Source organism: Xanthomonas sp. MLO165, from assembly GCF_018831305.1.
GTDB lineage: Bacteria > Pseudomonadota > Gammaproteobacteria > Xanthomonadales > Xanthomonadaceae > Xanthomonas > Xanthomonas arboricola.
In genome coordinates, this window is sequence record NZ_CP029263.1 from 3454697 (window position 1) to 3480317 (window position 25621).

At 65.8% G+C, this 25621-nt stretch carries 23 protein-coding genes and 1 tRNA gene; 12 read left to right on the forward strand and 12 right to left on the reverse strand.

The features are described from left to right. Positions 1-186: 186 nt before the first annotated feature. Positions 187-4317, reverse strand: coding sequence for an ATP-dependent RNA helicase HrpA (gene hrpA, locus DGN21_RS14555; RefSeq protein WP_160954767.1), 4131 nt, complete (start codon positions 4315-4317; stop codon positions 187-189). A 90-nt stretch (positions 4318-4407) separates the two neighbouring features. Here hrpA and DGN21_RS14560 point away from each other — a divergent pair, with 90 nt between their 5' ends. The 5 genes from DGN21_RS14560 to DGN21_RS14580 all read left to right on the forward strand — a co-directional run bounded on the left by DGN21_RS14560 (position 4408) and on the right by DGN21_RS14580 (position 9186). Continuing rightward, on the forward strand, positions 4408-4965 hold the full coding sequence (locus tag DGN21_RS14560; RefSeq protein WP_024939933.1) for a Dps family protein: 558 nt from the start codon (positions 4408-4410) through the stop codon (positions 4963-4965). 394 nt (positions 4966-5359) lie between these two features. Beyond that, positions 5360-7156: a DNA helicase RecQ gene (gene recQ / locus DGN21_RS14565; protein ID WP_039519542.1), complete on the forward strand. Its 1797-nt coding sequence runs from the start codon at positions 5360-5362 to the stop codon at positions 7154-7156. A 138-nt stretch (positions 7157-7294) separates the two neighbouring features. After that, the gene (locus DGN21_RS14570; RefSeq protein WP_046343838.1) at positions 7295-7777 is read left to right on the forward strand and encodes a hypothetical protein; all 483 of its coding nucleotides are present in this window, start codon (positions 7295-7297) and stop codon (positions 7775-7777) included. A gap of 78 nt (positions 7778-7855) precedes the next feature. Continuing rightward, complete coding sequence (locus tag DGN21_RS14575; protein WP_039816233.1) at positions 7856-8260, forward strand: response regulator; 405 nt, start codon at positions 7856-7858, stop codon at positions 8258-8260. Between the two features lie 215 nt (positions 8261-8475). After that, positions 8476-9186 carry a hypothetical protein gene (locus tag DGN21_RS14580; RefSeq protein WP_237474915.1) on the forward strand — a complete coding sequence of 237 codons (711 nt, stop codon included), beginning with the start codon at positions 8476-8478 and terminating at the stop codon, positions 9184-9186. A 1143-nt stretch (positions 9187-10329) separates the two neighbouring features. Here the strand turns inward: DGN21_RS14580 and DGN21_RS14585 are convergent. After that, a complete protein-coding gene (locus DGN21_RS14585; protein WP_016904347.1) occupies positions 10330-11040 on the reverse strand; it encodes an rRNA pseudouridine synthase in 711 nt (236 codons plus the stop codon). A gap of 117 nt (positions 11041-11157) precedes the next feature. On the opposite strand from DGN21_RS14585, the gene DGN21_RS14590 reads away from it, so the two are divergent. From DGN21_RS14590 to DGN21_RS14600, 3 genes are all read left to right on the forward strand, one after another. After that, a complete protein-coding gene (locus tag DGN21_RS14590) occupies positions 11158-11364 on the forward strand; it encodes a hypothetical protein (RefSeq protein WP_016904346.1) in 207 nt (68 codons plus the stop codon). A 520-nt stretch (positions 11365-11884) separates the two neighbouring features. Continuing rightward, complete coding sequence (locus tag DGN21_RS14595) at positions 11885-14053, forward strand: methyl-accepting chemotaxis protein (protein ID WP_065032677.1); 2169 nt, start codon at positions 11885-11887, stop codon at positions 14051-14053. Positions 14054-14496: 443 nt separating this feature from the next. Beyond that, positions 14497-14862, forward strand: a complete 366-nt coding sequence (locus tag DGN21_RS14600; protein WP_126966247.1) for a hypothetical protein — start codon at positions 14497-14499, stop codon at positions 14860-14862. 90 nt (positions 14863-14952) lie between these two features. Here DGN21_RS14600 and DGN21_RS14605 read toward each other — a convergent pair whose 3' ends face one another. Together DGN21_RS14605 and DGN21_RS14610 are read right to left on the reverse strand one after the other, a co-directional pair. Then, on the reverse strand, positions 14953-15378 hold the full coding sequence (locus tag DGN21_RS14605) for a GNAT family N-acetyltransferase (RefSeq protein ID WP_016904343.1): 426 nt from the start codon (positions 15376-15378) through the stop codon (positions 14953-14955). A 26-nt stretch (positions 15379-15404) separates the two neighbouring features. Next, entirely contained in the window at positions 15405-16028 is a 624-nt protein-coding gene (locus tag DGN21_RS14610; protein ID WP_160954768.1) for a LysE/ArgO family amino acid transporter, read from the reverse strand. A 103-nt stretch (positions 16029-16131) separates the two neighbouring features. On the opposite strand from DGN21_RS14610, the gene DGN21_RS14615 reads away from it, so the two are divergent. The 3 genes from DGN21_RS14615 to DGN21_RS14625 all read left to right on the forward strand — a co-directional run bounded on the left by DGN21_RS14615 (position 16132) and on the right by DGN21_RS14625 (position 18051). Beyond that, a complete protein-coding gene (locus tag DGN21_RS14615; RefSeq protein ID WP_126966248.1) occupies positions 16132-17025 on the forward strand; it encodes a LysR family transcriptional regulator ArgP in 894 nt (297 codons plus the stop codon). Between the two features lie 228 nt (positions 17026-17253). Then, on the forward strand, positions 17254-17928 hold the full coding sequence (queC, locus tag DGN21_RS14620; RefSeq protein WP_039519526.1) for a 7-cyano-7-deazaguanine synthase QueC: 675 nt from the start codon (positions 17254-17256) through the stop codon (positions 17926-17928). 47 nt (positions 17929-17975) lie between these two features. Continuing rightward, positions 17976-18051, forward strand: a tRNA-Lys gene (locus DGN21_RS14625). Positions 18052-18277: 226 nt separating this feature from the next. Here DGN21_RS14625 and DGN21_RS14630 read toward each other — a convergent pair. Continuing rightward, entirely contained in the window at positions 18278-18601 is a 324-nt protein-coding gene (locus tag DGN21_RS14630; protein WP_160954769.1) for a hypothetical protein, read from the reverse strand. Further along, on the reverse strand, positions 18598-18813 hold the full coding sequence (locus DGN21_RS14635) for a hypothetical protein (RefSeq protein ID WP_126966249.1): 216 nt from the start codon (positions 18811-18813) through the stop codon (positions 18598-18600). Before DGN21_RS14635 ends, DGN21_RS14630 begins: the two co-directional genes overlap by 4 nt. A gap of 524 nt (positions 18814-19337) precedes the next feature. On the opposite strand from DGN21_RS14635, the gene DGN21_RS14640 reads away from it, so the two are divergent. Next, positions 19338-20204 (forward strand): aldo/keto reductase family oxidoreductase, encoded by an 867-nt coding sequence (locus DGN21_RS14640; protein ID WP_126966250.1) that lies wholly within the window; start codon positions 19338-19340, stop codon positions 20202-20204. A 204-nt stretch (positions 20205-20408) separates the two neighbouring features. Here the strand turns inward: DGN21_RS14640 and queE are convergent, their stop codons facing one another. From queE to tolR, 6 genes are all read right to left on the reverse strand, one after another. Continuing rightward, positions 20409-21092, reverse strand: a complete 684-nt coding sequence (queE, locus tag DGN21_RS14645) for a 7-carboxy-7-deazaguanine synthase QueE (protein WP_024939946.1) — start codon at positions 21090-21092, stop codon at positions 20409-20411. A gap of 42 nt (positions 21093-21134) precedes the next feature. After that, a complete protein-coding gene (gene ybgF, locus DGN21_RS14650) occupies positions 21135-21953 on the reverse strand; it encodes a tol-pal system protein YbgF (RefSeq protein WP_024939947.1) in 819 nt (272 codons plus the stop codon). A 6-nt stretch (positions 21954-21959) separates the two neighbouring features. After that, positions 21960-22478, reverse strand: a complete 519-nt coding sequence (gene pal, locus DGN21_RS14655) for a peptidoglycan-associated lipoprotein Pal (protein WP_016904129.1) — start codon at positions 22476-22478, stop codon at positions 21960-21962. Positions 22479-22535: 57 nt separating this feature from the next. Continuing rightward, positions 22536-23855, reverse strand: coding sequence for a Tol-Pal system beta propeller repeat protein TolB (gene tolB, locus DGN21_RS14660; protein ID WP_024939948.1), 1320 nt, complete (start codon positions 23853-23855; stop codon positions 22536-22538). Between the two features lie 276 nt (positions 23856-24131). Further along, the gene (gene tolA, locus DGN21_RS14665; protein WP_024939949.1) at positions 24132-25169 is read right to left on the reverse strand and encodes a cell envelope integrity protein TolA; all 1038 of its coding nucleotides are present in this window, start codon (positions 25167-25169) and stop codon (positions 24132-24134) included. Next, positions 25159-25608: a protein TolR gene (gene tolR, locus DGN21_RS14670; RefSeq protein WP_016904126.1), complete on the reverse strand. Its 450-nt coding sequence runs from the start codon at positions 25606-25608 to the stop codon at positions 25159-25161. The genes tolA and tolR overlap by 11 nt, the downstream gene beginning before the upstream one ends. Positions 25609-25621 lie beyond the last annotated feature (13 nt).

The following is a 25621-nucleotide window of genomic DNA, read 5'->3' on the forward strand; positions in this document are numbered from 1 at the left end:
CGGACGGCGCGCACCGCCAGGCGGTGCGGCCGATATCCGGAACCGGCATGTACCGGGTGTACACGCCGGTTCCGCGCATCGCCCACGCCCAGCTGACCACTGCGCGCTGGGTCGCGTTCACCGCTCAAGGCGCAGTGCTTGGCCTGAGTGACCAGTCGGTGGCAGGACCAGCGCCTCCGGCACCAGTCAGTTGCGCAACGCGGCCACCCGCTGTGACAGCTTCTTCGCCGACACGCCCGACTTGGCACCCAGCTCCTGCGCGAATACCGATACGCGCAATTCCTCCAGGTCCCAGCGCAGCGACTGCCATTCATCACGTTGCTGCAGACCACGCGCAGCCGCCTGGTCCAATGCATCCACGAACGGCTTGAGTTCGAGCATGCGCGCCTGGTCGCGGGCCGGGTCGCGTTTGGCGCGCTCGGTCCGCAGGATCATCGCCTTGAGATAGCGCGGGTAATTGGCCAGCGCCTCAGCCGGTGTTTCGCGCAGGAAGCCGGCGTGCACCAGCGCACGCAGCTGCTGCTCCATATCGTCCAGGTTGCCGCGCGCCCAGCCCATCAACGGCGCTTCCAGCAGGGGCTTGAGCTCGGCCACCGCAGCGAGAATGCTTTCGGCCAGCTTCAGCCGTTCCATCGCCTCGCCGAACAGGCGCTTGATCGCCTCATCGCGGCGCTGGGCAAAGGCACCGGGGTCGCGGATCGCGCCCAGACCATCGGCCAGCACCGCGTTGAGCGCGGCATCGACCAGATCGCCGCGCAGGCGCTCCTGCGACTCGATCGCCGCGTACAGCAGCCCGGTCTTGGGCGACACCGGCAACTGCTTGCGCGCCTGCTTGATCTTGTCGGCCAGCGCGATTTCCAGCAGCCGGCGCACGCCGCGCGGATGCGCCTGCGCCGCCTCATTGCGGTCGGCAAAGATGCGCAACGCCGCGTCGTCGCCCTGATCCACCAGCGCCGGATAGGCCGGCACGCCGGCTTCGCCGGCAACCTGTTCGGGAATCGGCGTGGACGGAAAATCGCGCAAGCCCTCGGCAGCCAGCGCGCGCCCTGCACGCGCGGCGAAGGCCTGGCCGGCACGCTCGCCAAAGCGGGCGCGCAATCCGTCCAGATCGCGCGACTCGGCCAGCACTTTGCCGTCGTCATCGCGCAGCCGCAGGTTCATCAGCAGATGCGTGTCCAGCGACTCTTCGTCGAAATCCAGCGCCGCCACCTGCGTACCGGTGGTCTTGGTCAGAAAGCGCGCCAGCTCGCCGCGGATGTCGTCGGCCGAGGCGATGCTGTAGGCCTCGTAGAACGCGCGCCCGAAATCCGGGGCCGGCACATAGTTGCGCCGCTGCGCCTTGGGCAGGCTGCGAATCAAGGCCGATGCCTTGTCGGCAACGAAGCCCGGCGCCAGCCACGACAGCCGTGCCGGATCCAGCGCGTTGAGCAGGTGTAGTGGCACGTCCAGCGTCACGCCGTCATCGATGGCGCCCGGCTCGAAGCGGTAATGCAGCGGCAACCGCGCATCGCCCAGCGGGAAATACTTCGGGAAACGATCGGCCTCGCTGCCTTCGCCCGGCAACAGGTCGTTCAATGTCCAGTGCAGGCTGCGGCGCTTGTCCGGCGGCAGAGTTTTCCACCACGCATCCAGCCCGCTGGCCGAATGCAGTTCGGCCGGGATGCGGTCCAGGTACCAGCGCGCCTGCCAGTCCTCGTCGGCCACGATGCCTGCGCGGCGCAGCTTGGCTTCTTCTTCGCGCGCCTGTTCCAGCACCTTGAGGTTGTCGGCGATGAACGCCGCACGCGTATTGATCTCGCCCGTGACCAGGCCCTGGCGTACGAACAGGTCATGCGCGCCGGCCGGATCGATCTTGCCGAAATGGACCGGCTTCTTCGGTGCCAGCACCAGGCCGAACAGGCTGATCTGTTCGGACGCCACCACCTGCCCCTGCGCACGCGACCAATGCGGGTCGAAGTGCTTGCGTGCCAGCAGATGTCCCAGCTCGGCGATCGCCCAGTCCGGCTCGATCGCGGCATTGGTCATGCCCCAGACTTTTTGCGTATCCAGCAGCGTGGCCGCCAGAATCCACGGCGGCGGCTTGCGTGCCAGTGCCGAGCCGGGGAACGGCACGAACCGGCGTTGCCGCGCGGCGAGAAAGTCGCCTTTTTCGGTGCGATGGCCGATCTGCGTGGGCAGGCCGGCCAGCAGCGCGCGATGCAAGGCCTGATACGCCGCTGCACGCTCGCGCTCGCTGGTGCGTGCCGCCGCTTCGGCCGCTTCGGCCTGCCTGGCGGCAGCAGCAGAGGCGTGTTGTGCAGGTGGCGCGTTCGGATCCGGCTTGCCTTCGCGTGCCAGCCGCGCAGCGCGATGCAGCTGCCCGCGCGTGGGCCGGTTGGCGTTGTGCCCATCCTCGCGCGCAGGCGCGCTGGCACCGGCCAGCAATGGTGCCAGCATCGCGGTGGCCGGCTCTTCGCTCCAACCCAGCTCTTCGCACAACAGGCGCAGCTGCCGATGCAGCTCGCGCCATTCGCGCATGCGCAGGAAGCCGAGAAAATGCCGGTTGCACCAGTCGCGCAGCTTGGACTGGGTGAGATCTTCGTGCACCTGTCGGTAGGCCTCCCACAAGCGCAGGATGCCGACGAATTCCGAGCGTGCATCGGCAAACAACGCATGCGCGTTGTCGGCCGCTTCGCGTGCCTCGGGCGGGCGCTCGCGCGGATCCTGGATGCCCAGGAAGGCGGCGATGATGATCATCTCGCGCAGGCAACCATGCTGTTGCGCAGCCACCAGCATGCGCGCCAGCTTGACGTCCACCGGCAGGCGCGCCATCTGGCGGCCGGTCGCGGTCAGGCGGCGGTTGCCGTCGATCGCGCCCAGTTCGAGCAACTGCTGCCAGCCATCGGCGACCGCACGCTCGTCAGGCGCTTCCAGGAACGGGAAATCCTCGATCCGCCCCAGCCCCAGTTGCAGCATGCGCAGGATCACGCCCGACAGCGACGAGCGGCGGATTTCCGGATCGGTGAATGCCGGCCGCGCGGCAAAGTCCGCTTCGGCATACAGGCGGTAACAGATGCCCTCAGCAATGCGCCCGCAGCGGCCCATGCGCTGGTTGGCGCTGGCCTGCGAGATCGGCTCGATATGCAGGCGGTCCAGCTTCTGGCGCGGGCTGTAGCGCTTGATCCGCGCAAAACCTGGGTCCACCACGTAACGGATGCGCGGCACCGTCAGCGAGGTCTCGGCCACATTGGTGGCCAGCACCAGGCGCCGACGCGGCCCTGGGTTGAACACGCGGTCCTGGTCGGCCGCCGACAGCCGCGCGTACAGCGGCACCACTTCGGTTTCGCGGTACTTGCGCCGTTCCAGCGACTGGTGCGCATCGCGGATCTCGCGCTCGCCGGGCAGGAACATCAGCACATCGCCACGCGGATCGACGCGGGTGATCTCGTCGATCGCCGCCACGATCGCATCGTTGACGGTGCGTTCGCCATCGCGGCCATTGCCACGCTCGCCGTCGCCAGTGTCGTCGGCCCCGCCGGCCTCGCCTTCGAGTGGCCGGTAGCGCACTTCGACCGGGAAGGTGCGGCCTTCCACATTGATCACCGGCGCATTGTCGAAATGCTGGGCGAAGCGCTCGGTATCGATGGTGGCCGAGGTGACGATCAACTTGAGATCGGAGCGTTTTTGCAGCAACTGCTTGAGATAGCCGAGCAAAAAATCGATGTTGAGGCTGCGCTCGTGCGCTTCGTCCACGATGATGGTGTCGTAGGCCGACAACCAGCGGTCGCTGGCGATCTCGGCCAGCAGGATGCCGTCGGTCATGAACTTGATCCGCGACTGCTCGCCGACCCGGTCGGTGAAGCGCACCTGGAAGCCCACCGTGGTGCCCAACGGCGTCTTCAGCTCCTCGGCCACCCGCGCCGCCACCGCGCGCGCGGCGATCCGGCGTGGCTGGGTGCAGCCGATCATGCCGGCCGCACCACGCCCGGCCGCCAGGCACAGCTTGGGCAGCTGGGTGGTCTTGCCCGAGCCGGTTTCGCCGGCGATGACAACCACTTGATGGTCACGGATCAGCGCGATGATGCGCTCGGCCTCGCGCGCGATCGGCAGTTGCTGATCCAGCGTGATGGCCGGCTGCTGCTCGGCGCGCGCCTGGCGTTGCGCCTGCGACGCCGCCAGCGCCTGCTCGAACGCCGCGCGCACCTGCGGGTTGCCGGGCTTGCCTTGCCAGCGCGACCATAGACCGAGCAGCCGGCCCCGGTCGCGGCTCATCGCGCCATCGACGGCGCGGCGGCGCTCACGCAAGGTGTTGGCAAGGTCGGTGTCGATAGCGCTCATTGATGGAAAAATGTGAAAGATTGAATGACAACAGATCCTTTAGCCTGTCTATTGTGACCCGATATCAGGTTCCTCAGGAGGACCATTCCCATGTCCAAGAAAAAGAACGCCAACAAGCCCGTCGTCATCAATGAAGCAGCGGGTGCACTGCCGGTCGCCGCAGCATCGGCGCCACACATCGATATCGGGATCAAGGACGGCGATCGCAAGCAGATCTCCGACGGTCTGGCCCGCTACATGGCTGACGCCTTCACCTTGTATCTGAAGACCCACAACTTCCACTGGAATGTCACCGGGTCGATGTTCAACTCGCTGCACACCATGTTCGAGACCCAGTACACCGAGCAGTGGGCCGCGCTGGACGAAGTGGCCGAGCGCATCCGCGCGCTGGGCTACAACGCACCGGGCTCCTACAGCGAGTTCGTCGCCCTGACCTCGATCCCGGAAGAACAGGGGCTGAGCGACAGCGCCGACTGGCGTGAAATGGTGCGCCAGCTCGTCAGCGGCAACGAGGCGGTCTGCCGCACCGCACGCAAGGTGCTGGGTACCGCCGACGACGCCGGCGACGATCCGACCGTGGACCTGCTGACCCAGCGCCTGCAGACCCACGAGAAGTACGCCTGGATGCTGCGTTCGCTGCTGCAGTAATCCCCTGGGCTTCACCCCTGCGGGTTTGCCCAAGGCTTCGCTGCGCCGAAACCTTGGGCTCCTGCTCCATAAGCTAGACACAGAGCCCCTCTCCCCTCGGGAGGAGGAGGCACTGCTGGCGCGCCATGGGCGCGCGTGCCTTGGAGCGCCCGCGCCGCAAGCGCGGGCCGGGGCGCGAGGCGGGGCTTGGGGTGAGCGTACGGAGCGAAGCTCCAGTCGCCTTAAGCAACGCTCGGCCACCGGCCATTTTCCACGCCGCACGCCCCTACCCGACAACGCCCGCATCAGCACTCGTGGGCGCACCCGCCACATCGCGGCAATCCCCGACGCACCATTGCGCAACACCGCCGGCCTGACACCGACCAGGGCTTGACCCGCGCGGTATCCTAAGCGGATGTCTTCCCCCGCCCACGAACTGCTCAGCCGCGTCTTCGGTTACGACGACTTCCGCGGCCCACAGCAAGCCATTGTCGAACACGTCGCTGCGGGTAACGATGCCCTGGTGCTGATGCCCACCGGTGGTGGCAAGTCGCTGTGCTATCAAGTGCCGGCGCTGTTGCGCGACGGCATCGGCATTGTGGTCTCGCCGCTGATCGCGCTGATGCAGGACCAGGTCGAGGCCTTGCGCCAGCTCGGCGTGCGCGCCGAATTCCTCAACTCCACGCTGGACGCGGAGAACGCCCAGCGGGTCGAACGTGCTCTGCTGTCGGGCGACCTGGACCTGCTCTACGTCGCCCCGGAGCGCCTGCTGAATCCGCGCTTCCTGTCCTTGCTGGAACGCAGCCGCATCGCGCTGTTCGCCATCGACGAGGCGCATTGCGTCTCGCAATGGGGCCACGATTTCCGCCCCGAATACCGCCAGCTCACGGTGCTGCACGAACGCTGGCCGCATATCCCGCGCATGGCGCTGACCGCTACCGCCGATCCGCCGACCCAACGCGAGATCGCCGAACGCCTGGACCTGGTCGACGCGCGCCACTTCGTCAGCTCCTTCGACCGCCCCAACATCCGTTACACCGTGGTGCAGAAGGACAACGCGCGCAAGCAGCTGCAGGAGTTCCTGGGCCGCCACCGCGGCTCTGCCGGCATCGTCTATGCGATGTCGCGGCGCAAGGTCGAGGAGACCGCGCAGTATCTGTGCTCGCAGGGATTCAACGCCCTGCCCTACCACGCCGGCCTGCCCGCCGAGGTGCGCGCGGAAAACCAGCGCCGCTTCCTGCGCGAGGACGGCATCATCATGGCCGCCACGATCGCCTTCGGCATGGGTATCGACAAGCCGGACGTGCGCTTCGTGGCGCATGTGGACCTGCCCAAATCGCTGGAAGGCTACTACCAGGAAACCGGCCGCGCCGGCCGCGATGGCGACCCCGCCGAGGCCTGGCTCTGCTATGGCCTGGGCGATGTGGTGCTGCTCAAGCAGATGATCGAACAGGGCGAAGCGGCCGAGGAGCGCAAGCGGCTGGAGCGCGCCAAGCTCGATCACCTGCTCGGCTACTGCGAATCGATGCAATGCCGCCGCCAGGTGCTGCTGGCCGGCTTCGGCGAGACCTATCCCAAGCCCTGCGGCAACTGCGACAACTGCCTGACGCCGGCTGCCGCCTGGGACGCCACGGTGGCCTCGCAGAAGGCGCTCAGTTGCGTGTACCGCAGCGGGCAGCGCTTCGGTGTGGGCCACCTGATCGACATCCTGCGCGGCAGCGAGAACGAGCGCATCAAGCAGCTCGGCCACGACCAGCTGAGTACCTACGGCATCGGCCGCGACCTGGACGAGCGCACCTGGCGCGGGGTGTTCCGCCAGCTGGTGGCAGCCAGCCTGCTGGAGGTCGACAGCGAGGGCCACGGCGGGCTGCGCCTGACCGATGCCAGCCGCCAGGTGCTCAAGGGCGAGCGCCAGGTGATGATGCGGCGCGAGAACCCGGCTGCCGGGCGCGAGCGCAGCGCGCAGCGGACCGGCCTGCCGGTGCAGCCGCAGGATCTGGTGCTGTTCAATGCCTTGCGCGGCCTGCGCGCGGAGCTGGCCAAGGAGCAGAACGTGCCGGCCTTCGTGATCTTCCACGACAGCACGCTGCGCAATATCGCCGAACAGCGGCCGACCAGCATCGATGCACTGTCGCGTGTCGGTGGTATCGGTGGCGGCAAACTGGCCCGCTATGGCGCGCAACTGATCGAGATCGTGCGCGAGCAGGGCTGATGCAACGGCATGTGTCATCGCGGTGGCGGCGCTGGCACAAAAATCCGCAGAATCGACAGCGCGCATTCAATCAGCCATTGCTAGTTTCACAAGGCGATCTGGCACGCGCTGTCAGTCCCTCTTGAGTAGAGTCCACCCATGAAACGCAGCCTGCTTGTCCTGGCCACTCTGTTTGCCGCCGGCAGCGCACTTGCCCAGGCCGGCGAGAGCAGTGCCGAGCCGGGGTCGGCGCGGTCGCTGGACCTGAGCGTTCCGCAAGCCCCGGTGCAGTACCGCTCCGACCCGGAATACAGCACCGACCCGCCGGGCACCTTCTACGGCGACAAGAGCGGCCCCAAGCCTGCGCTGAGCCGCCCCAGCGCGGCCTCGCTTGCCGCCGAACGCGCCGAGCAGTGCCAGGGCAAGCTACATGGCGCGGTCGAAACCGGCATGGGCTATTCAAACCGCGGCGGCAACAGCAACTGGCAGGCCGTCAACCTGAATTCCTGCAAGACCTATTACGACGACGACGGCAAGGCACACCAGATCGGCGTCAGCATCAGCGTCGGACGCGGCGAAGGCGCTTTGTTCGGGCCGCGCTACGGCCCCGGCGGCTATGGCCCCGGCCCGTTCGGCTGGTAACCGTACGGCTCCGTCTGCGTTGACAGAGGGTTCACTGCCGCATCGCTGAGAATGTGGCCTGCCTTACGAGACGTGCTCATGTCACAGAACAAGGAACGGCCAGTTGTATTTGTCGTCGAAGATGGCGATGGCACCCGACAACTCAGCTGCCTTGTACTGGAAAGCTATGGTTTTACCTGCCGTAGTGCAGGCTCGGTCGAAGAGGCGCTGACCCTGATCGAAAGCGACCCACGCGTGGATGTGCTGTTTTCCGACATCCATTTCCCGGGCGGGCTGACCGGCGTGGACCTGGCGCTCAAGACGGCGCACGCGCCCTACAACCTGCCGGTGCTGCTGACCTCCGGCCTGGCGGTCGAATATGTGGAAGAGATCCTGCCGGACGGCGTGGCCTTCCTCGAAAAGCCCTATACCCCTGAGCAGTTGTTGAGCGCGATCCGCAGCGTGATGGCCAAGCACCGGGTGCTCTCCACCCCGGTTGCATGACGCAGACGGTCGCGACTGGACGGCGACCCATAATCCCGGTATGAAGTGGCGGCCGGCGCGATGCGTCGGCATTGGGGATTGATCACGACACGGTTGTGCCAGGGACGCGGCGCCATGCCCACCTGGCCCGACCATGTCTTACGCCAGGGGACAACATGAAACACCTAGTGACCGCAGCCATTGCCATGGCTGCGTTGAGCGGTTGCGCGACGGTCATGAACGACGCGACCCAGCCCATCCGTGTGGATACCAAGACCGCCGACGGGCACGTCATCGCTGGCGCCGACTGCGCGCTCAGCAACGACAAGGGCCGGTTCACCCTGAAGTCCGGGCAGACCGTGCAGGTACATCGGTCCTCGCGCGATCTGGAGGTCAGCTGCGTGCTGCCCGGTCAGCGCGATGCCGCCGGCCGCTCCATCTCGCGCGCCAACATCGGGATCTGGGGCAACATCCTGATCGGCGGCGCGATTGGCGCCATCGTCGACCACAGCAAAGGGACCGGCTACACCTACCCGAGCTGGATCCAGCTGGTATTCGGACAGACGCTGAGCTTCGACCGCCACCGCGAGGACCGCGGCCAACCGTTGCAGGGCGACAACGCACAAGGGCGCGCTGTCGCAGCAACCGATTCCAGCGGCGGCAATTCGCCCGGCGGAGCGATCACGCTGCCGCTGGCAGGCGATGTCGCCCCGCCTGCACCGGCCAGCGCAGCAGCACCAGCCGGCAACGCCGCAGCCACCGTTGCACCTGCAGGCCCGGCGATGTCCACCGAATCGGCCATGACGCGCGCGCAGGGCATCAGCACTGGCCTGAGTTGCGGCGCGGTGCAGGCGCGCAGCGCCACGCGCTTCACCGCCAGTTGCACTGGCGGCAGTACGGTACAGATCGATTGCGCCGGCTTCCGCTGCAGCGCGAGCTTCCCGTGACCTGACAAGGCTGCGCCCGGGTGCGGGTGCAGCCGGACCGCACGACACTTGTCGGGGATGACCCGACAAGCTGTCGGCGCGGCCCCGATTTACGTGATGCACACCTCATTTAGACTGCAGCCACCGGACGCGAGGCCTGTTGGGCCGCTCAACTCGCGGGGCGCTGAGCACGCCCCTGCCGGGACATTGCCGGCACCGGGCAAGCGGCTCCCACATCGTGGTGAGTTGTTCGTCCATCAGCCTGGCTGCGCGCGCTTTACTCGGACAAAGAGTCATTCGCGCAGGCGCAGACGGCTCACTTGGGTTTGCAGTCGAACTGCTCGGTGACACGCCAGCCCTGTGTCCGAGCTCCAACGTCACGAGCTCCAACCTGCAGCTCGATCTGTCCTGCAGCTCGATTTGTGCTGATGCTCATCGTGGCTGAGCTCAAGCGCCGGCGTTGCATGCGCATCAAATTGATCACCTGCACAGCGATCTCCAAACGCTGCTGCCTATGCGCTTGTGACTTGAGACTTATCGGTTTGCCGTTGCCGCCAGCACAGCATCATTGCGCCGGTATCTCCACGGCAGCACCGGCAGGCAGATGCCGAGCAAGCGCGCTCGCAGCTATAGCGTGCTCTTGCGCGGATGGCGATGCACCGCTGCTGCCAGGGACGAATGCAGTGTATTTCACGCCATCAAGCAGGCCGCTCGCTAGGCTGATGTCAGTGCAGCACTTGGCTGCGAAGACTTTCAGGAAATTCCCATGGGCGACAATTCGTTTCTGTCACCGGCCTTCGTCATTCTGGTTATCGGCGTGATTGCCGTGGTGTTCTGGCTGGTGACCCGCGCCAAGAAGAAGCGCAACAAGAAGTAAGCAACACAGGAAGCGCGCCAGACATCGGGATGCGACATATCCCGCGCTCGATGCGCACTTACCCTGAGTTGCTGATATCGGGCGCCGGTCCAGGCCGGCCTCTGCCTGGCACGGCTAACACACACTACTTCCCGCGTAACAGCGCAGCAGTGCTAACGCTGTCTGGAAAACGAGGCCCCGCAGCGACATCGCTGCGTTCAGGCTGCGCGGCATTTGATGCACATGTCGTGTCACCAGCATCGGCAGACGACCGCGTTGCGGCTAGGCGCGCAGAAAACCGACGCCGATCAAAACCGCTCGCCTGTCGGCAGATAGCGCCACTCACCGATGGCCAGCTTGCCCAGCGATACACGGCCCACGCGCAGGCGTCGGATGCTGACCACCTCCAGCCCCACCTCAGCGCACATGTAACGCAGCTGGCCGGGTTGCACATGCTTGATCGCGAACCGCAGGCGCTCCTCGTTCTGCCAGCTCACCTTGCAAGGCGACAGGCTGCGCTGCTGATACACCAGACCATGAGCAAGCCGCGCCATGCCATACGGGCGCAGCTCACCACGCACCTCCACCAGAAATTCCTGTTCGATCGAGGTCGCATCGGCACTGAGCCTGCGCAGCACGCGGCCGTCCTGGCTCAGCACCAGCAAGCCGCTCGCCTCGTCCTCCAGCGGCAGCGGCGCGTTCAAGCGCAGGAAGTGCCGCTTCAGCACCCGCATTTCGAGCTGGTCCAGTGCGCTGCGCGTTGCCGGCGTGGCCAGTGCCAGCGCCGCTTCGGCGCTCATGCCTGCCGGTTTATGCAGCAGCAGCGTGGCAGGCTCGGCAGCTGCGAGCACGGCGTCTTCCGCCAGCGTCACCTGCGCTGCAGTGGCCAAGGCTTGCGGCTCTTCGACCACGGCCCCGTCCACACTGACCCAGCCGCCTTCGATGTATTGCTGCGCCTCGCCACGCGAGCAGCCGAACAGCGCGGCCACGCATTTGTCGAGACGGATCGGATCGGACATCGGGCGAGCTCGGTTTCAGGGCACGGCAGTGTACGTGCTGGGTCGATGGATGCGTGAGGCCGGCTTCTGCACCGCCCGACAACATGGGAAACTGGGCGCTCACACAGGAGATTGCAGATGTTCATCAAGTTCGGCACCACCCGGGTCCGCCTCAACCATATCTCCGTCATCAGCGACCCCTTCAATGCAGGCGAAAACTTCGGCTCGTATTGCCACTCGGTCCGGGTCGGCCTGCTCTCCGGCGAGGAAATCTTTGCACGCTTCAATACCGAAAGCGGCGCCGAGCAGCTGCATGCAGAGGTGCTCGCTGCACTGGAAGGTTGAGCGCAAGACCCACAGTGCCGTCACGCGCGTGATGCCTCACGCGCGATGGGCGTTTGCCGGCAGAGCAGCCAGCACGTGCGGGCCCGCAAATCGCTCGCGGCAACGTGGGCTTGTCGCACCGCATCACGGCCGATCCAAGCAGCTGAGCACTCGGCAGCAATGGCGCCGCCGCTGCTTGAAGACAAGCGCATTGCCGGTATCGCGACACGGGATGAATTGCACCCTGTCCCAGCAACGTCCTTGCTCTGGGTGCATCGCCACCTGTCATCAGAACGTCGGAAAATCGTTCCGCCGTTGGCACGCTTCGATCCAGCCATAACGCAATAAACAAGCAATTTCTGCGCGCATGTCAGGCCGCTGCGGACGGCTGTCGGGAAATTTCTTCCATACGATGAATTCAATATAAGTAATTTCAAATATGAGTCTTTAGCTCGTCGCGATCCGGCCGCTAGCTGGGGCAAGACGCTCTGGTGGATGACCCATTCATCGAGCCCCTCAGTTGCACTACCTGGATGCGGTCATGAATACATATCTGCAACGCCTCAATGTCGGCCGCCGCTTGGGCATGGCCTTTGGCATCTTGATTCTATTGTCGGGCCTGCTTGTGGCCACCGGCCTGGTCACCATGTCCAACGCGCGTTTCGAACTGGACACCATCGTCAACAGCAACATGGAGAGGATCCAGCTGTCCTCGGAAATGCTCGACGCCAACACCAACGTGGCAATCGGCCTGCGCGACATCGTCATGGTCGCTGGCGACGCGGCCAATCGCCGTGCGATGGACATGATCGAGAAGAACCGCGCACGCTACAAGCAGGCACACGACGCCCTGGCCGCACTGCCCAGCAGCGTGCCTGAAAAACAGGCGCTCGACCTGGTGCAGGAAAAGCGCGACATCTCGGTCAAGCTCAATAACCAGATTCTCGAATACGGCCTCCGCGACCAGAACCAGGAAGCGCAGGCCTTGCTGCAAGGCGACGCCGCAGCGGCCATGGATGCGCAGCAGACGGCGATCCGCGAGAACGCTGCATTGGAGCGCCGCCTCAGCAAGGATGCCTATGCGGCCGCGGTTGCATCGATGCATCGAGGGAAGATCACCCTGGCCACCGGCGGCATTGCCGCACTGGTCATCAGCGGCCTGCTCGCATGGCTGATCACTCGCAGCCTGACCCAGCCGCTCAGCCAGGCCACACGCACCGCAGAAGCCATCGCGGCCGGCAACCTGCACAACGATGTGCACACCAACGCCAACGATGAAACCGGCCGTCTGCTCAAGGCCATGGACAAGATGCAGCTGCAGCTGCGCAACCTGATCACCGCGCAAACCGACATGGCCAGGCATCATGACAACGGCCAGATCAGCTTCCGCATCGATGCGGCAGCATTCCCGGGCGACTATGGGCGCATGGCCAACGACACCAACCTGCTGGTTGCCTCGCACGTGGCAGTGCAGACCGATCTGGCACGCATCATGGGCCGGTATGCGGTTGGCGAACTCTCCGAAGACATGCAGCCGCTGCCCGGCGAAAAGGCCGTTTTCAGCGACACCATGTCGCAGGTCAAGCTCAACCTGTCGGCGATGAACCACGAGATCAAGCATCTCGCCCAGGCCGCCGCCAATGGCGACTTCAGCGCGCGCGGCGATGCCGAGCGCTTCCAGTTCGACTTCCGCATCATGGTCGAAAGCCTCAACCACCTGATGTCCACGGCCGACGGCAATCTGCAGTCGCTGTCGTCGTTGCTGCAGTCCATCGCCGCTGGCGACTTGACCGCACGCATGAGCGGCGAATTCCGCGGCGTGTTCGCACAGATGCGCGATGACGCCAACACCACGGCCAGCCAGCTGGCGCAGATCGTCGGCAACATCCAGGAGTCGGCCGTGTCGATCAACTCCGCGGCCAGCGAAATCGCCGCCGGCAACCAGGACCTGTCGCAGCGCACCGAACAGCAGGCAGCCAACCTCGAAGAAACCGCAGCATCGATGGAAGAGCTGACCTCCACCGTCAAGCAGAATGCCGAAAGCGCACGCGAGGCCAACCAGCTGGCGATCGGCGCCGCACGCGTTGCCTCGCAAGGTGGCGACGTGGTCGGCAAGGTGGTGGACACCATGACCGGTATCGAAGCCTCGTCCAGGAAGATTGCCGACATCATCAGCGTCATCGACGGCATCGCCTTCCAGACCAATATCCTGGCCTTGAACGCAGCGGTGGAAGCCGCGCGCGCCGGCGAGCAAGGCCGCGGCTTTGCCGTGGTGGCCTCGGAGGTGCGCACGCTCGCGCAGCGGTCCTCCGGCGCCGCCAGGGAGATCAAGGACCTCATCGACGACTCGGTGCAACGCGTGGCCGAGGGTTCGGCACTGGTGCACAGCGCCGGCAAGACCATGGGCGATGTGGTGGCCAGCGTGCAACGCGTCACCGACATCATGGGCGAGATTTCTGCAGCCTCGCAGGAGCAGTCGGCCGGCATCGAGCAGGTCAACCAGACCATCACGCATATGGACGAAACCACCCAGCAGAACGCTGCGCTGGTGGAAGAAGCCACGGCCGCCGCGCGCGCGATGGAAGAGCAGGCGGTGCAGCTCACCGATGCGGTGGCGATCTTCAAGATCGACGCACGCCAGACACGGCAGGCCGCCTCGCGCGTAGCGGCACCGGTCGCACAGCTGCTGAGCAAGGTCCGCAACGCCTGAGCCAGCAGCCGGCACTGCGCCGTCGACCGGTTGTCGGTGCAGGCACGCTGATGCAACACCGCGGATGTGCCCGCAGCCATTGATGCCATCGCACACGCAGAAAGCGCCCGCCAGGGCGCTTTCTGCGTTTATCCCGCACGCTCACCGGCATTCGGCGCAGACAGCTCAGGCACCCGCAACGCGCGCGCAGTGCCCACAAAACAACCTGGAAAACAAGCACGCAAACCACTCAAAAGCGCTTGTTTCCAGCGCGATGCCTGGTTACGCTGCGCCGGTCGAAAGAGAGCAGGCCGGATGGTAGCCCGGCCACCGTCTGCAGCGCAGGCGGCATCTTAGCCATCGGTACCCACGACATCCGCAGCCGGCGATGCCGGCACTGCAGGTGTGTCCGTGCGTGCTCTCGTCACCGCTCGGCACGCCTTCTCAATCAGGAAGGATCACCCGTGAACACCAGCATCGACAGTCATGATCTGCACCGCTCAATCAACGACGAGCATGCCAACGTGCATGCTTGCGCATACGCAGGGGACGCAGACGCAAAGCCATACGACGATGCCTTATCGCACTGGCACCAAGCCCCTCTCGACGCACGCGTGATCTGGCGGCGGCAGCTCATGCTCCAGGATGGCATGTCGGTGCTGTTGGCAGCCTGGCAGATGCCGCATTCGCTGCGCTGGGAGTGGGAAGCCATCGACCTGCTGCAGGATCGGCACCTGTGCGGCGGCAACTGCGATTCATCGCTGGCGGCAATGCGCGCTGCCGATGCCTGGCCGGCACTGTGCGGTGACGAGGTCGCAGTGCTCGCCTAACATCATGCAGCGCGGCAGCGCGTTGAACCATCCTTCTGCCACGACGCAGTGCCATGCCGGTACGGCCGCGCAATAGCTGACCCACCGCGGCTAGCGCGTGTAGAGACCGGGACGATAGCGTTCCATCAGCGACTGCGGAGCCAGCGGCGGCGTGAAGCCGTAGCGCGCATAGAGACCATGCGCATCGCTGGTGGCCAGGCTGAAACGGCGCAGCCCCTGCAGATCGGGGTGCGCCATGACCGCATCCATCATTGCCTTGCCATAGCCCTTGCCCTGGTGCTCGGGCAACACGAACACATCGCCCAGATAGGCGACGGTTGCGTAGTCGGAAACCACCCGCGCAAAGGCCACCTGCCCGCCCTGCAGAAACCCGCCGAAGCACAGCGAGTTGGCGATGGAGCGCTGTACTACCGCAAGCGGAATGTCCCTGGCCCAGCTGCTGTGCTGGGCCAGGTAGCGATGGACCAGCGCAACATCGAGTTCGGAGTGATCGGTGGAAACGCGCAGCGGCGACATGACAACAGCTCCGGCAACAGTGGGCCTCAGGGTAGCGCCTGCGCAGGCAGCAGCAACAGTGCGCACAGCACCAGCATGAATCCTGCGATCACCGCATCCAGCACACGCCATGCGCGCGGATCGCGGAAGGCCGGCTGCAACAAGCGCGCGCCATGGCCCAAAGCGGAAAACCACGCGATGCTGGCCAGGCACGCACCCGACGCGAATGCCCAGCGCAGCTGGCCCGGGTAGCGCGCGGACAGGCTGCCCAGCAGCAGCATCGTATCCAGATAGACATGCGGGTTGAGAAAGGTAAATGCCAGGCACGCCAGCATGGCGCGCTGCCAGCGTTGCGCACCCGCCTGCGACGGCGCCAACCCGCTGGTGCCACGCCAGGCCCTGCGTGCAGCCAGCGCGCCATATGCCACGAGAAATGCAGCTCCCGCATAGCGAAGTCCCTGCAGCAGCTCCGGCCATTGCGTCACCAGCACGCCGATCCCGGCTACGCCCAGCACGATCAGCGCGATATCGCCGAACGCGCAGATCGCCACCACCAGACCGACATGCTGGCGCTGCAGTCCCTGCCGCAGCACGAATGCATTCTGCGCACCGATGGCGATGATGAGACCTGCGCTGGCGATAAAGCCAGAGATTGCGGCTTGAAGGAACACGAGCACCTCCCGGATCACAGGCGCCAATGCTGGGCGTTCCGCTGCAATTAGGAAAACTAAATCTTCTGTATCCTGCTTAGAACTTCTAATCCCGCCGAACGCCATGGATCTTCTGCATCCGCAACTGGCCGCATTCGCTGCCGTTCTCGAGGAAGGCAGCTTCGACGCCGCTGCGCGGCGGCTGTCGGTGACGCCGTCGGCAATTTCGCAGCGGGTCAAGGCACTGGAAGACCGGCTCGGCCAGGTGCTGGTGATCCGCAAGGCCCCCTGCCGCCCTACCCCGGCCGGCGAGCGCCTGCTGCGCCGGGTGAAGCCGATGCAGGTCCTGGAATCCGAAGCGATCGCCGACTTCCTTCCCGGCGACAGCAGCGCCGGGCATCCGCGCACGCTGGCCATCGCCGTCAACGACGACTCGCTGCAGACCTGGTTCCTGGCGGCCCTGTCGGCGCTGCACCGGGAGCACGGCGTTCTTTTCGATGTGCAGATGGACGACCAGGACCACACCCTGGAGCTGTTGCGCTCCGGGGCGGTGCTCGGTGCCGTCACCGCCGAGCGCAAGCCGCTGCAGGGCTGCAATGTGCAGGCGCTGGGAGTGATGCGTTACCACGCCATCGCATCGGCCGCATTCGTTGCGACGCATTTCAAGCAGGGCTTCAGCGCAGCGGCCCTGGCCCACGCACCGATGCTGGTGTTCAACCGAAAGGACACGCTGCAGACCCGCTTTGTCCGCCGCATCACCCGCACGCAGGTGGCGCCACCGATCCACTACCTGCCGACCTCGACCGGTTTTGTCGAAGCGGCCGCACGCGGCCTCGGCTGGTGTCTGGCACCGGAATCGATGGTCGTGCCTGCCGTGCGCAACAGGCAGGTGGTCATCATCGACCCAACACGCTGGCTCGATGTGCCGCTGTACTGGCAATGCGCGGCAGTGCGCTCGCGCGCCTTGCAGCAGCTGGGCCAGGCCCTGCGCAAGGCCGCGGCTGCGAGCCTGCGCTGAGACCGGCCGTGCCGCACCGTCGCTGGCAAAACACGATACCCAGGCGCGCAGCTGCCGGCAGGCTGTCGCACCGGATTGACGTGCAGATGCGGTCGCTACCCTGCCCGCGCGCACCTGGCACAGCCGCGTTTCCCGGCATCCCGCTGCCGCCGCAGCGACAGCCGGGTCGCCGTGCCACGCCGAGCCTGCTAGCCTTTCCGCCTATTCCGTTGTGATTGCCGATCCGTCATGAAAAAAGCCGTTGTTCTGTTGTCCGGGGGCATGGATTCCGCTGCCGTCATCGCGCTTGCGCAGGAGCAGGGCTTTGCCGTGCATGCCTTGAGCGTGCGCTACGGCCAGCGCCATACCTCCGAGCTGGACGCCGCCGCGCGCGTGGCCGCGGCGCAGGGCGTCATCGCGCACAAGGTGGTGGACGTGGACCTGCGCAGCATCGGCGGCTCGGCGCTCACCGACGACATCGACGTGCCCGATGCCGGTGGCGACGGCATCCCGGTCACCTACGTGCCGGCGCGCAACACCATCATGCTGTCGCTGGCACTGGGCTGGGCCGAGGTGATCGGCGCCAACGACCTGTTCTGCGGCGTCAACGCGGTCGATTATTCGGGTTACCCCGACTGCCGACCCGAATTCGTGCGCGCCTTCGAAGTGCTGGCCAACCTGGCCACCAAGGCAGGCGTGGAAGGCGCCGGCCTGCGCGTGCACGCACCGCTGCAGTTCCTCAGCAAGGCTGACATCGTGCGTGAAGGCGTGCGCCTGGGCGTGGACTTCGGCCTGACCGTGTCCTGCTACCGCGCCGACGCCGACGGACGCGCCTGCGGCCACTGCGACGCCTGCCGCCTGCGTGCCGCCGGTTTCGCCGACGCCGGCGTCGCGGACCCCACCCACTACGCCATTTCGCCTTGACGCCGCTGTAGGGTAGAATGCGCACCCCGGCGCACTGCCGGGACAGTGGGCCGTTAGCTCAGTCGGTAGAGCAGAAGACTTTTAATCTTTTGGTCGATGGTTCGAATCCATCACGGCCCACCAATCAAATCAGCAACTTGAAGAGCGCCGAAGGCGCTTTTTTTGTGCCCGCCGGAAGTTGCCGGGACCTGCGTCGCCAGGGACCCGTGCGTCACGGCTGCGGAGTCGGATGGCATGCACCATCTGCCGCAACTGGCCCGCCGCCGTCAAAGCCGGCTTCTCCCCTGCAGATCGCGCGTCATCTTGCAGGTCGTGGGCCCGGCGCAGGCGGCGGTGGCGTTCTCGCTGATCACGTGGCTCCCGCCTTCTGGATACGCGATTGCACGCGCCGCGTTCGTCGCGCAGTTCCAGCGGCGCGTGCCTGCTTGCGCAGCCAGCTGAGGACGTCCACTGCAGCGTCCACACGCATGCAGACATGCAGGCGGCCCAGCACAACGCTCTGCGCATCGCCGCCCGGCAGGATCTCGTCAAAGCCGGTGGCTTCGCAGGCGATCAGGACCGGCGAGGCATCGGGCTGCGCGTCGGAATGCAGCATGGCCAGCACATAGCCCTGCATCATCTCGAAGCTAAGGACGACGCCCGTGCAGACGCGGAACTGTTTGCCCAGGCTCATTGCTGCAGCTCCGTCACCGCGCTATCGACGCTAGCGATTGCATCGGCGCCGGCAAGCGTGAGCGCAAGCACAGCTTTGTTTACGACGTCGGGACGCGCATTCGGGCTTCGCCCGGCGACACGCGTCGCTTCGAGGGCATTGGAGATCGGCCCCACATCATGGACGACCTGGTACGCCACAGACGTGGGTGCTTCATGGGTGTCGTGAGACATGCTGGATTCCTTTTGTGTTTTGGAATCCGCCACCCAGACGCCAATCGGGGTGGCGGACGGTACGCGGTTGGCGTGCCGGCCAAAAGGACCCGGTGGGCCTTGCGGCCCCCGCGCACCGCCCGCCATAAAACTGGCCGGCATGCGCCCGCGACGATGCGGGCGATAAAAAAGCGCCGTGCATCGATCGATGGGCGCTGGTGCGCCTTTTGGTTCGGGACGCCAATCCCGGTCGCCGATTGTGCGGCGACGTTGGCATACTCGCGCCGCCGCTTGGCGCCTGTCAACGCAAAACGCGCAACGCGGCGGCTTCGGCTGCGAAGAAACGCGGCGAAAGCACTGCCCGCGTAGCCAGCAAAACCTGAAACTCCAGCACATCCCGCCGGACGATCGGCCCGGGGCGCTGCGGCTGCACCCATATGCCACAAGCCCTGGCGGCAGTGAACTGGCGCCGCGGCAAATGCGAATTCACATGCCGCGCCACGTTTCCTATCGTTGTTGGCTCAACGACACGCGAGCGCCATGCCATGACCAACATCGAAAAAGCCGGAACGTTTCTGCTTGGAGACCGCAAGCTCACCCGCATCGGCTACGGCGCAATGCAGCTCGCGGGGCCTGGCGTGTTCGGCCCGCCCAAGGACCGCGAAGGTGCGTTGGCGGTGCTGCGCGAAGCCATCGCGCTGGGCGTCAACCATATCGACACCAGCGATTTCTACGGGCCGCACATCACCAATCAGCTGATCCGCGAGGCACTGCATCCCTACCCGCAGGAATTGACCATCGTCACCAAGATCGGCGCCGCGCGCGGCACGGATGGTTCCTGGCTACCTGCCTTCTCGCCGCAGCAGCTGGTCGAGGCGGTGCACGGCAATCTGCGCAACCTGGGGCTTGAAACGCTGGAGGTGGTCAACCTGCGCGTGATGTTCAAGACGCAGGAGCCGGCTGAAGGCTCGATCGCCGAGCAACTGGAAGCCTTGATCAAGCTGCAGCGCGATGGCCTGGTGCGGCACATCGGCATCAGCAACGTCACCGCGACGCAGGTAGCCGAGGCACGCGCCATGACCGACATCGTCTGCGTGCAGAACATGTACAACATCGCGCATCGACACGACGACGAAATCATCGACACACTCGCGCGCGACGGCATCGCCTACGTGCCGTTCTTCCCGCTCGGCGGCTTCTCGCCATTGCAATCGTCCACGCTTGCGGCTGTTGCCCAGCGCCTGGCCGCAACCCCGATGCAGGTGGCACTGGCGTGGCTGCTGCAACGCTCGCCCAACATCTTGCTGATTCCGGGGACCTCGTCGGTGGCACATCTGCGCGCCAATCTGTTCGCGGCGGAACTCAAACTGCCGGCCGATGCCGTCGAAGAATTGAACAGGATCGCCGCGTAAGCGCAGACGGCGGTGTCCTGGCTCGCCTTGCACGGGGGACCGTAAGCAGCCAACGAAGCGTTGCGGGTGGTCGTCAGGTGGGTGCGGACGGCATGCCGGCAATCGCAACGGATGCGTGACACACGCCGATTGCGGGCAACCGGCCGCGCCCTGCCTTTCTTGGGTGAGCGCGGTCGCTCTATCGCCCGGGCTTAGCGCTCGGGCCTAGCGCCCAGGCTCATCGTTCCACAGCAGCTTGTGCAGCTGCATCTGGAAGCGCACCGGCAGACGATCGGCCACGATCCAGTCGGCCAGCTCCCGCGGCGTGACTTCGCTCTTGCTGGGCGAAAACCACACCGTGCAGCGGCGGTCCAGCGCATGCGCGGCGACAATCTCGCGCGACCATTCATAATCGGCGCGGCTGCAGATCACGAACTTGATCTGGTCGCGTGCGGTCAGCAGCGGCAGATTCTCCCAGCGATTGCGCTGTTCCTCGCCGGAGGCGGGCGTCTTGATGTCGACCACGCGCGAGACGCGCGGATCCACGGCCGACACGTCCAATGCACCGGACGTCTCCAGCGAGACATCGAAGCCGGCATCGCACAGTTTCTGCAGCAGCACCAGGCAGCGCTTCTGCGCCAACGGCTCGCCGCCGGTCACGCAGACATGGCGCACGCCGTGGCTGGCCACCTCGGCGACGATCGCATCGATGTCATGCCATTCCCCGCCGTGGAAGGCGTAGGCGGTATCGCAGTAATGGCAGCGCAGCGGGCAACCGGTCAGACGCACGAACACGGTAGGCCAGCCGGCGGCCTCGGCTTCGCCCTGCAGGGACAGAAAGATTTCGGTGATCTTCAATCGCGGCAACGGCGACTGGACGATCTCGCTGGGGACGGCGGCGGCGTTCATTGGCAAAGTATGCGTCACGCCCGAAGGCGCGCACGCGCGGGCTCAGCGCAGTTGCTGGCCGAGACGGATGGACTGCAGACGTTCCTGAGCCACGCGCGCTGCGTCGGAGCCGGGATACTGCGATGCGACCTGCTGCAAGGTCTGCTGGGCCTGGTCGTTCTTGCCTTCGCCATACTGCGACAGGCCAAGCTTCAACAGGCCGCCAGAGGCCTTGTCATGCGTGGGATAGCGGCTGACGAGATCGCGGAACTGCGCCTCGGCCAGCTGGAAATTTCGGGTGGCGTAGTAACTCTCGCCCAGCCAGTACAAGGCATTGGGGGTGTAGACGCCGTTTGGATACAGCTCCAGAAAACTCAGGAACAACTGCGAGGCATCGTCGTACTTGCCGTTCTTCAAGGCATCGAAGGCGACGTTGTAGGCAGTGCGCTCCTCGTTGCTGACGGCCAGGGTGCCTGGGTCGCCGTGCACGCTGGGCGGCTTCTCGGAAGTTGCCGCCGCTGCAGGCCGCGCGGCCGGAGCCGGGGCGGGTGTGACGCTGCCGGTGGGAGATGGCAATGGCGGGGTTGCGCCACCTGCACCTTCCAGCCGATTCAGGCGTCCGTCCAGGTCCAGATACTGATCCTTGGACTGCTGCTTGAGTTGTTCGTTGTCGTGCTGCAGCTGCTCCACGGTCGCTCGCAAGCCCTGCAGGTCCGAACGCGCCTGCTGCAGCTGGTTGAGGAGATCGTTGTTGGCCTGGCTGTTGGCCTGCTGCTGCTCAAGAACGGCAACACGATCAGCGAGACTGGCTCGCTGCGCGTGTGCCGGCGCGGCGACCACAAGGGCCGCCGCGACGAACAGGGATGTCACTCGAAAGCGCATCGCTTCTTACTGAGCCGTGTACACGATTTCGACGCGACGGTTCTGCGACCAGCAGCTTTCGCTGGTTTCGGTGCAGACCGGACGCTCTTCGCCGTAGCTGACGACGGTCAGCTGGCTGGCGGAACCGCCGGCAGCCTGCAGCGACGACGACACGGCATTGCCGCGACGCTCGCCCAGACCCATGTTGTACTCACGCGAACCGCGCTCGTCGGCATTGCCCTGCAGGGTGATGCGCGAGGAAGGACGGTCACGCAGGTACTTGGCGTGGCACGCCATGATGGCCTGGAATTCCGGCTTCAGGGAGTCCTGATCCAGATCGAAGTAGACGACGCGCTGGCGCAGGCAGGCATCGGTATCCAGGTCGCCCGGGCCGTACAGGCCAGAGGTGGACGGGCCGGTGGGAACGGAGGAACCAGCGGTGGTGTCAGTCGCAGGAGGCGGAGTTTCCTTCACCTTCTTCGAACAACCGGCCAGCACGGCAACGGACAACAGGGAGACAAGCAAGACGCGGGTGGACTTGTTCATGGGATACCTATGGAGGCTCTGGGCCAATGAGTGGTTTAACGCAGCGAAATATTAACATTAATGCGCGGTTCGGTAAGGCCCCCACGAAGGTTCTCTCACATCTCCATCCGCCAGGACCAAGCGCTGGCGGACACGAGCGTCGGCGGACACGGCGTAGAGCACGCCACGACCACCTTCACGTGCGGCGTACAGCACCATGCTGGCGTTCGGCGCAAAGCTCGGCGACTCGTCCAGCGACCCCGGCGAGAGCGTGCTCCAGCTCGGCGAACCCAGGCTGCGGTCCATCATGGCGATGCGGTAGCTGTTGCCGCTGCCCTGTGCCACGGCGATCTTCTTGCCGTCGAACGAGACGCTGGCGGTGGCGTTGTAGTTGCCCTGGAAGGTCACGCGGTTGGCGCTGCCGCCGCTTGCGGCCACCTGGTAGATCTGCGGACGACCGCCGCGGTCGGAGGTGAAGTAGATGCTGCCGCCGTCCGGCGCCCAGGTCGGCTCGGTGTCGATGCCGAAGTGATTGGTCAGCTGAGTCAACTGCTTGCTGCCCAGATCCATGACGTAGATTTCCGGGTTGCCGCTGCGCGACAGTGCCAGCGCCAGGCGGCGGCCGTCCGGCGAGAACGACGGCGCACCGTTGATGCCGCGGAAGCTGGACACCAGCTCGCGCGCGCCGGTGGCGATGTCCTGCAGGTAGATCGAGGAATTGCCGCGCTCGAAGCTCACATAGGCCAGCTTCTTGCCGTCCGGGCTCCAGTTCGGCGACAGCAGTGGTTCGGCCGAGCGCACGATGGTCTGCGGGTTGTAGCCGTCCGAGTCGGCCACCATCAGCGCATAGCGCATCGCGCCGCCCTTGCCGCTGGCGGTCACATAGGCGATCCGGGTCCAGAACGCGCCACGCACGCCGGTGATCTTTTCGTAGATCGCGTCGGCCATCTGGTGCGAGACATCGCGCATCGCATTGGCACGTGCGGTCATGGCCAGGCCGAGCAGACGCTCGCCCTTGGCCACGTCGAACAGTTCGTACTCGACGCGGTAGGCGCCTTCGCCGGCATCCATCACGCGGCCGACCACGATGTAGTTCTGCTTGAGCGTACGCCAAGTCTGGAACTGCACTTCGGTGCCGCGGGTCGGCTTCTCGACGATCTGCGCAACCGGCAGCGTGCGGAACTGACCGGAACGGTCCAGGTCGGCGCCGACGACGGCAGACACATCGGTCTGCGGCGCAGTGCCGGAGCCCTGGTACGGCATGGGCACGACGGTGATCGGCGTCGCCGAAGCGCTACCGCCGACGATATCGATGGTGAGCCCTTGCTGTTGCGCGAGCGCGCTCAGCGGCAACAACAGGGCGGTCAAGGCAGCTAGCCAACGCAGCGGTTTTTTCATGGACGGCTCGGATCGGGCAGGAAAAGTGTGCAAGGGATACCAATCAGCGAGTGAACATACTCGCAATCGTGAACGAGACAGCGTGAAAATGAAGCGAGTGGTCGCCCACTGGGCATTCCGGCGGCCAGCGAGCGAGCTTGCGTGCGGTGGCGCAGCAATACTCACCCGCCGGAACTGCGCCAGGCAGTCGGCCACATCCCGCAAATCTACCTTCCTACGAGGGGCGCAGCGCAGGTCATGCTGCCGCGCCCCGACCATCCAGGATCAGGGGGATGACTAATCCTGGGGGGTGAACACAAACGTCAGGTTGCGCTGGAACACCGACTCGAACCCACGGTACGGCAATGGCTGCGCGCTCAGCACCGCTGCCTCGATCGAGCGCTGGCCGGCCTCGTCGTAAGGGCAACCCGGCGCCACCTTGGCCTCCATCACGGTGCCACCCGGCAACTGGCGGATGTTGATGCTGCATTTCTGGCCCGGCGGCACCGACGGCGGGCGCACCCACTGCGCCAGCACCTTCTGCTGGATCGCCGCGGCGTACTTGGCCGACAGATCGGTGTTGGTACCGCCCTGCCCTGCGGTCGGCTGCGCGGTGGCGGCGGCAGCCGACGAGGCCTGCTGCGCACGCGCGGCGGCGACCTGGCGCAGCTTCTGCTCGGCCAGCGCGGCTTCCTTGGTGGCCTGTTCGCGCTGGCGGCGGATGTCTGCGATCTTCTTTTCGCGTTCGGCATCGGCGGCAGCCTGCTGCGCTGCGGCCTGCTTCTTCTTGGCGTCGGCTTCTTCCTGCTGCTTGGCCAGGCGCAGTTTCTGCTCGGCCTCTTCCTGGCGTTTGCGCTCGGTCAGGTCGATCTGCTCCTGACGGCGCTTGGCCTCCTGTTCCTGCTTGGCCTTTTCCGCCGACAGCGCCAGCGCGTCGACGCGGTCCTGGTCGACCTTGTCCGGCTGCGCGACACGTTCCTGCGCCTGCGCCTGTTGCGGCGTGGGCGCATCCTGCGGACGCGGTTCGGGAATCGGCTGCGGCGGCGGCACGGTGTCTTCCGGTGCCGGTTCGGGCAGCGGTGCCGGCGGTGGCGGTGCCTCCACCGGCGTGGCCTTCAGCGCCTGGCGCGCAACGCGCGCTTCGGCGGCGGACACGTCCAGCGAGGCTTCCATGCTGGGGTCGCCCGCGGCCGGCTCGACCGAGCGTTCGGGCGACCACAGCCAGCCGGCGATGAACACCAGCGCGACCAGCACGTGCACGACCAGGGCCAGCACGACCGGCCGCAGCCAGCCATCCTCGCGCGCCGTCTGAGTGGGGAGTGCGTCAGCGTGCATCGCTGCCTGCAGTGCCGCCGGAGTCGGAGATCAGGCCGACCTTCTCGACCTTGGCCTGCTTGAGCACGTCGATGGCGTCCATGATCTTTTGATATGGCGCGGCACGATCGCCGGCCACGACCACGCGCGCGTCCTTGTCCTGCGCCACGATGGCGGCCAGTTGCGCCTGCAGCGCCGCCACGTCCATCGCCTGCGGCTTGCCCTTGGGCAGCTGCAGTGCGAGCTGGCCGTCGGCGGCAACCACCACCACGACCGGATCCTGCTTGCTCTCCAGCGCCTTGGCGCGCGAGCTGGGCAGGTTGACGTCGGTGCTCAGGGTCAGCAGGGGCGCAGTCACCATGAAGATGATCAGCAGCACCAGCATCACGTCGATATACGGCACGACGTTGATGTCGGATTTGAGCTTGCGCTTCTTACGGCGGGAAATACCGGAAATCATCGCGGAACGTTCC

What these genes read in the sequence shown, in the direction of transcription:
- tolB (WP_024939948.1), bottom strand. Translation starts at nt 23,855, where the DNA reads ATGAAAAAACCGCTGCGTTGGCTAGCTGCCTTGACCGCCCTGTTGTTG.
- DGN21_RS14585 (WP_016904347.1), bottom strand. Translation starts at nt 11,040, where the DNA reads ATGTCCGATCCGATCCGTCTCGACAAATGCGTGGCCGCGCTGTTCGGC.
- hrpA (WP_160954767.1), bottom strand. Translation starts at nt 4,317, where the DNA reads ATGAGCGCTATCGACACCGACCTTGCCAACACCTTGCGTGAGCGCCGC.
- DGN21_RS14570 (WP_046343838.1), top strand. Translation starts at nt 7,295, where the DNA reads ATGAAACGCAGCCTGCTTGTCCTGGCCACTCTGTTTGCCGCCGGCAGC.
- DGN21_RS14575 (WP_039816233.1), top strand. Translation starts at nt 7,856, where the DNA reads ATGTCACAGAACAAGGAACGGCCAGTTGTATTTGTCGTCGAAGATGGC.
- DGN21_RS14630 (WP_160954769.1), bottom strand. Translation starts at nt 18,601, where the DNA reads ATGAGCCTGGGCAAACAGTTCCGCGTCTGCACGGGCGTCGTCCTTAGC.
- DGN21_RS14640 (WP_126966250.1), top strand. Translation starts at nt 19,338, where the DNA reads ATGACCAACATCGAAAAAGCCGGAACGTTTCTGCTTGGAGACCGCAAG.
- DGN21_RS14635 (WP_126966249.1), bottom strand. Translation starts at nt 18,813, where the DNA reads ATGTCTCACGACACCCATGAAGCACCCACGTCTGTGGCGTACCAGGTC.
- recQ (WP_039519542.1), top strand. Translation starts at nt 5,360, where the DNA reads ATGTCTTCCCCCGCCCACGAACTGCTCAGCCGCGTCTTCGGTTACGAC.
- DGN21_RS14595 (WP_065032677.1), top strand. Translation starts at nt 11,885, where the DNA reads ATGAATACATATCTGCAACGCCTCAATGTCGGCCGCCGCTTGGGCATG.
- queC (WP_039519526.1), top strand. Translation starts at nt 17,254, where the DNA reads ATGAAAAAAGCCGTTGTTCTGTTGTCCGGGGGCATGGATTCCGCTGCC.
- ybgF (WP_024939947.1), bottom strand. Translation starts at nt 21,953, where the DNA reads ATGCGCTTTCGAGTGACATCCCTGTTCGTCGCGGCGGCCCTTGTGGTC.
- DGN21_RS14560 (WP_024939933.1), top strand. Translation starts at nt 4,408, where the DNA reads ATGTCCAAGAAAAAGAACGCCAACAAGCCCGTCGTCATCAATGAAGCA.
- DGN21_RS14590 (WP_016904346.1), top strand. Translation starts at nt 11,158, where the DNA reads ATGTTCATCAAGTTCGGCACCACCCGGGTCCGCCTCAACCATATCTCC.
- DGN21_RS14615 (WP_126966248.1), top strand. Translation starts at nt 16,132, where the DNA reads ATGGATCTTCTGCATCCGCAACTGGCCGCATTCGCTGCCGTTCTCGAG.
- tolR (WP_016904126.1), bottom strand. Translation starts at nt 25,608, where the DNA reads ATGATTTCCGGTATTTCCCGCCGTAAGAAGCGCAAGCTCAAATCCGAC.
- DGN21_RS14605 (WP_016904343.1), bottom strand. Translation starts at nt 15,378, where the DNA reads ATGTCGCCGCTGCGCGTTTCCACCGATCACTCCGAACTCGATGTTGCG.
- queE (WP_024939946.1), bottom strand. Translation starts at nt 21,092, where the DNA reads ATGAACGCCGCCGCCGTCCCCAGCGAGATCGTCCAGTCGCCGTTGCCG.
- tolA (WP_024939949.1), bottom strand. Translation starts at nt 25,169, where the DNA reads ATGCACGCTGACGCACTCCCCACTCAGACGGCGCGCGAGGATGGCTGG.
- pal (WP_016904129.1), bottom strand. Translation starts at nt 22,478, where the DNA reads ATGAACAAGTCCACCCGCGTCTTGCTTGTCTCCCTGTTGTCCGTTGCC.
- DGN21_RS14580 (WP_237474915.1), top strand. Translation starts at nt 8,476, where the DNA reads ATGAACGACGCGACCCAGCCCATCCGTGTGGATACCAAGACCGCCGAC.